6 protein-coding genes and 1 pseudogene are annotated in these 5,530 nt (G+C 60.8%); all 7 read right to left on the bottom strand.

Annotated features, from left to right (window positions below; all coding sequences use genetic code 11):
• Positions 1-76: 76 nt before the first annotated feature.
• Entirely contained in the window at positions 77-808 is a 732-nt protein-coding gene (locus ACFFAR_RS23215; protein WP_375508546.1) for an ABC transporter ATP-binding protein, read from the bottom strand.
• Positions 805-1,782, bottom strand: a complete 978-nt coding sequence (locus ACFFAR_RS23210) for a branched-chain amino acid ABC transporter permease (protein ID WP_375508545.1) — start codon at positions 1,780-1,782, stop codon at positions 805-807. The genes ACFFAR_RS23215 and ACFFAR_RS23210 overlap by 4 nt, the downstream gene beginning before the upstream one ends.
• The gene (locus ACFFAR_RS23205; protein WP_375508544.1) at positions 1,779-2,660 is read right to left on the bottom strand and encodes a branched-chain amino acid ABC transporter permease; all 882 of its coding nucleotides are present in this window, start codon (positions 2,658-2,660) and stop codon (positions 1,779-1,781) included. Before ACFFAR_RS23205 ends, ACFFAR_RS23210 begins: the two co-directional genes overlap by 4 nt.
• A 17-nt stretch (positions 2,661-2,677) precedes the next feature.
• Positions 2,678-3,943, bottom strand: a complete 1,266-nt coding sequence (locus ACFFAR_RS23200) for an amino acid ABC transporter substrate-binding protein (protein WP_375508543.1) — start codon at positions 3,941-3,943, stop codon at positions 2,678-2,680.
• A 77-nt stretch (positions 3,944-4,020) separates the two neighbouring features.
• On the bottom strand, positions 4,021-4,899 hold the full coding sequence (locus ACFFAR_RS23195) for an NAD(P)-dependent oxidoreductase (RefSeq protein ID WP_375508542.1): 879 nt from the start codon (positions 4,897-4,899) through the stop codon (positions 4,021-4,023).
• Positions 4,896-5,240, bottom strand: a complete 345-nt coding sequence (locus ACFFAR_RS23190; protein ID WP_375508541.1) for a YciI family protein — start codon at positions 5,238-5,240, stop codon at positions 4,896-4,898. The genes ACFFAR_RS23195 and ACFFAR_RS23190 overlap by 4 nt, the downstream gene beginning before the upstream one ends.
• 4 nt (positions 5,241-5,244) lie before the next feature.
• Positions 5,245-5,530: pseudogene (locus tag ACFFAR_RS23185) on the bottom strand (6-chlorohydroxyquinol-1,2-dioxygenase); the annotation flags it as partial.

Raw genomic sequence — 5,530 nt, 5'->3', positions numbered from 1 at the left:
GTCGGGCACCTCGAGCGATACCTTTTGCAGAACGTTGACAGCACCGTATCCGGCGACCACGTCTTTGATAGTCAGGCTAGTCACCGATGTAAGCCCTCTGTACTTCGGGATGCCTGACGATCTCCTCAGGCGGCCCGGCGGCAATCAGCTTTCCCGATACGATGCAAAGCACCCGCTCGGAGAAACGCATGATTGCGCGCATGATGTGCTCGATCATGATGACGGTAATGCCGCGGTCAGCTAGCGCGAACAGGATGTCGAGCACCTCGTCCACCTCGCTGGCGGACAACCCCGCCATCGCCTCGTCAGACACCAGCAGGCGCGGATTCACGGCGAGCGCCCGAGCCAGTTCGAGCTTGCGCAGCTCGATCTGCGAGAGCGCCCCGCACCCTTCGTCCGCCTTGCCCGTAAGCCCGAGACTGTCCAGGATCGTCAAGGCGGATTCACGTAATACTGCCTGCGTCGGCCGCTCACTTCCCCGTGCCCCGTATTCGAGCGGCACGAACAGATTCTCGACCAGCGTCATGCCGTGGAACGGCTGAGGGATTTGAAAGGTGCGCGCGAGACCGCGCTGCGCGCGCTGGTGTGGTTGCATATGCGTCACGTCCTCCCCGCCGAACATCACGCGCCCGCTCTCGGGACGCAGCCTGCCCGACACGCAGTTGATCAATGTGGTCTTGCCCGATCCATTGGGGCCGATGATCCCGATCCGCTCGCCCGTGCCGATTTCGATCGAGATGTCGGATAGCGCGACAAAGCTGCCAAACCGCTTTGTGACGTTGTTGACGGCCAACAGTGTCGTGCTCATGCGGTTCTCCTTCGGTGAGCGCCCCGAATGTCACGACGCGGGCGCTTGCGCCTGATGAGCAACCGATAAATGCCACCGGGCAGGAACACGACACCGCCGACCAGGATCAGCCCGATGAACAACAAGTTCAACTCGGGCGATACCGTGACGCTCAGTCCTTGTTCTAGGAGCGACAGGACGAGCGCGCCTATTACAGGACCCGGCCACGACAGCGTCCCGCCGAGCAGCGCCATGGCCAGCGCCAACAAGCTGTAGTTCATGCTGAAGGCCGCGCTCGGGTCAATGTAAGAGGCATAAAGCGCATAGGGCGCGCCGACCGCCGCCATCAAAGCGCCCGACACCGCCGTGGCAATACATTTGGTGCGTAACGTGGGCACGCCACACGCCTCCGCGACCATCTCGTTGTCCCGTATTGCACCGAACGCGAGGCCAAGCCGGGAACGCTCCAGTCCGCGGGCGATCGCCACGCAAACAATCGTGAGAAAGGCCATGACGACAAACACAAATGCGGTGTAATTCGCGAAACCGGCGGGCGCTGCTGGCCTGACGATCGACAGCCCCTGCGCTCCCCCAACGTAAGGCCAGTTGACCACCATCGCTTCGAGAATTACGGCGACGGCAATGGTTGCAATCGAGTAATAGATGCCTCGCAAGCGCACCGACAGATAGCCCACCCCGAGTCCCAGCACCCCGCCCGCCACGAGCGCCGCCAGGATCTGCAGGTGTAGCGGTGCACCCCATGCTTGTGAGACGGCGACGGCGACATACGCGCCTATGCCGAAGAAGCCCGCAGTGCCGAAGTTGACGTATCCGGCATAGCCGCCCGCGATATTCCACGCCGTCGCTAGGGCAATGAACTGCAGCACCACTTCACCCACAAAAAATACATACTGGTTAGTGACGAGCCGGGTCAGCAGATATGCGCACGCGAGCAACGCGACGCATCCTGCCCAGAACCATGACGAGCGTTTCATCGCATCCTCCCGAACAATCCCGCGGGCCGCACGGCGAGCACGATCAGTACCATCGAAAACGATACGGCCGTCGCCCACGATGCGCCCAACACTGTCAACACGACGCTCTCGGCAATGCCAAGCAGGATGCCCGCGACATAAACGCCGGTCACGGACCCCATCCCGGCCAGCACGACCACGGCAAAGGCGCGTCCGATATACATTCGGTCCGCCGACGGTTGCACAGGACCAATCACGATCATCAGCGAGCCGGCTACCGCTGCTGTTGCAAGCGACAAACCGAAGGCAAGCTGGCGGATGCGTGCAGCGTTGATGGATAGCATTGGCAGCGCGCCCTGGTCGTACCCGGCGGCTCGAATGGCCCGGCCGATCATGGTGCGGCTTAGATACTGCTGCAAGCAGAGTAGCAGGACCGTGCCACAGATAAACGATGCAAGCATTCGGTACGGCACGCGAAACGTACCGAGAACCAGTGAGCGACCAATGTAGGGTGCATCGACGCTTTGGAAATCCACGCCATACGTCAAGATCAGTGCTATCTCGATCAGGAAGGACATCCCGAAGAACAGCGAGAAGCTTCGGAGCGGGTCGACCTTGCCACGCGACTCGAAAACAGCCCGATACAGCTTATAAAACCCGACGCCCGCGACGAAGAAGACCGGTGCCAGCAGCAGGCCGGCCAGCAAAGGATCGATTCCCCAACTGTTGAGGGTGTGAACCAGGAGCGCCGCCGCGACCACCACCGCAGGATGCGCGAGGTTCGGTATTTCAAGCACGCCGAACACCAGTGCCAACCCGCTTGCGATCGACGCATAGAACGCGCCGAGCAGAACGCCGGAGAGCAAGGCACTGACCAGAAGATGCGTGGAGAAGTCCATGGTGTGGGTCTCCGGACTTACGCGTGCGCGGTCGCGAACGGATGCCTGAAAGTCCCGGACCGAAAACGATCCGGAGCCAGGATCGCAATTTTGCCCGGGGTGCGAAATTGTGCGAGGTCGTTATTCGCTACGCCCTGGAACTGCGACATCAGCACGCGGTTGTCGGTCCACTCCCCATTGCTGCCAAAGCGGATCGGCCCGGCGATGGTCTGAACCGGATTCGCGTGCAGCCAAGCGGCGATTGCATTGTCGTCAGTGCCATGCGTGGCCTCGACGGCAGCCTGGATCACCTGTCCCGCTACGTACCAGTAGGGCTGGACGAAGTGTCCGAGCGGGTCGACCTTCGCCGCCTCGGCACGTTGGGAGTATGCGGCCAGGAATTCAGCACTGCCCGGTTGACGCAGCTTAGGATCGATCGAGAACAACTCGTAATTGACGATGCCGTTCAGGCGCGAGCCCAGCGACTCGAGCAAGGAAGCGTTTTGCACGCCCACCATGCCGCCGCCAAATAACTGGACGCTCGGTGGCAAGCCTATCTCATCGACACCTCGCACAATGGCAGAGGATTCGGCTGGGTACGAACAGACATAGACGACGTCCGGTTGAGTTCCTTGCAGCGCCTGGAGGAGACCGCTGAAGTCCGTCGTGTTGGCCGGATATTGCTGGTCGAATACCACCTGCATACCGTTTTGCTTAGCCATCAGCCGTCCACCAGTGGCCGCCGTCTGCTGGAACTCCGCTGAAGCCGCGAGGATCGCCACGCGCTTAAGCCCATTTTCCTTTGCGAGCTGGAAGAACGCCTGATAGGTCAGTTGCGGATCGGGTCCCCACGGCCCGATCGAAAAATAGCGGTCGTAGTCTACCTTCTTGTTCAAGCCGATCGCCGCCATGCCAAACAACACACGACCGCGTTCCTTCGCGAACGGTACGATGGGTCCCGCGACGTTCGTGCCGTACGGCGAGAGAAGCAGGTCAACATTGTCGACATCGACGAGTTTTGAATAGATGGCCGGCGCGGATGCCGCGTTTGACTGATCATCGTAGACGACCAGTTCGACGGGCCGTCCAAGGATGCCGCCCTTTGCGTTCACGATGTCGCGCCAGACCTCCATTGCAATCAGGCCTGACTTGCCGCCCGGTCCGAGTACGCCAGTCTGTGCGATACTGAAACCAATCCTTAAAGGTTTTTTGTCCTGCGCAAACAAGCGGGCACCGGGCAATGCCGCCGCGCTCATTGCCACCGTCGCCACCATCGCACGAGTAAAGCTTCTCCTGTTCAACATGATGCGTCTCCGTATTTGTAGTGTCCGTGTCGGTGGCCCTCTGGGCAGGCCACGTTGAAACAAGCGCAAATATGCAACTACATTTGCAGGCCCGAGAGCCCTGCAATCACCTTCGCACAAGCAACGTAATCTTCCTCGCCGAAGCCAGAGGCCTCGGTGGCAGACATGATCTGCTCGACCGCAGCACCGAGCAGGACCGGCACTCCGAGCTCACGGGCGCCATCTGAAATCAGCTTCAGGTCCTTGCGCATCTGGACTGTTGTAAAGGTCGGAGTGAAATCGCGGCGTTCGAGCGCATTTGCCTTGAACTTCAGGTGCGGCGACCCGATCGCACTAGTGCTGATGGCGTCGAGCGCGACCTTCGGCTCTATCCCGCCTTTCGTGCAGAGGGCATACGCTTCGCCGAGGCTCGCGACCAGCGTGGTCACCATCAGGTTTACCGCTAGCTTCATGACCCTCGCCTGCTCCGCATCGCCGACCACGCAGATAGTCGATGCGTAGGCCGAGACTATCGGCGATGCCCGCTCGATCACGTCTTCGGGACCAGAGATGAACGTGGTCAACGTGCCATTTGCGGCCGCTGCGACCGAGCCGGAGATCGGAGCACGCAGATAGCCGAGTTGCCTCACTGCCGCTGCTTTTGCGAGCACAGCGGAGGCAGCAGCCGAGATGGTGCTGGTTTCAATAAGTAACGTGCCCGGCTTCGCATTCAGCAAGGCGCCTACCTCGTCGGCAAGGAGCTGCGATACCGCTGCGTCATTCGGTAGCGAGCTGACAATCGCGTCCGCTTTGGCGACCGCGTCTCCAAGAGACTCGATCACTTCCAGGTTGTGCGCCCGTGCCGCGGCACGGCGCTCATCGCTGAGATCGAAAACCTTCAGCGCATGTCCGGCTCCCGCCACGCGCAGCGCCATCGGTTCCCCCATCTTGCCGAAGCCCAACCAAAATACGTTCATGGATTTGTCTCCTGATTCGTTACGCTTGTCCCCGGCTTGATTGGCGTCGTCACGTACGGGTTGCCGCGACGCCATAACCACGGATGAATCTCCACGTGCGCAAAGAGTCCCGCTTTCGCGTAAGGGTCGTCGTTTACAAAGGCTTCAACGGTCTCCTTCGTGTCGGCCGCGAGGATCAGCAGCGACCCCACCTCCGCGTCGCTTTCGTCGAGCAGCGGCCCGGTCTGGAGCACGCGCAAACCCTCTGCGGCGGCATCAAGATGTGCGCTATGGCGAAGCTTCGTTTGCGCGCGCAGCGCAGTGCAGCCCGCGCGGTCCTTGGCAATGACGGCGAAGAACATGGCGTTATCCGTTGATGCCGGTAAGTACAAAGTCGTTCGCCAATTCCCAGAACGGACCACGAACGCCGAACTTCTCTGCCGCCTCGGGCGAATCGTTGCGCTTGAATTCGCGGATCAGCGACGACTTCACGGCGAAGACCACGTCCGAATCGAGATAGGTGTCTTCAGCATCGAACAGGTGAGTCGTCAGCTTCCTGTACCCCGGCGCGGATACGATTGCGTGCACATGCGCCGGACGAAATGGATGCCGCTCGGTAGCGAGCAGTAACACGCCAACTGGACCATCGGTC

The organism is uncultured Caballeronia sp., from assembly GCF_964243625.1.
GTDB lineage: Bacteria > Pseudomonadota > Gammaproteobacteria > Burkholderiales > Burkholderiaceae > Caballeronia.
This window is presented reverse-complemented; position numbering and strand designations above follow the sequence as displayed.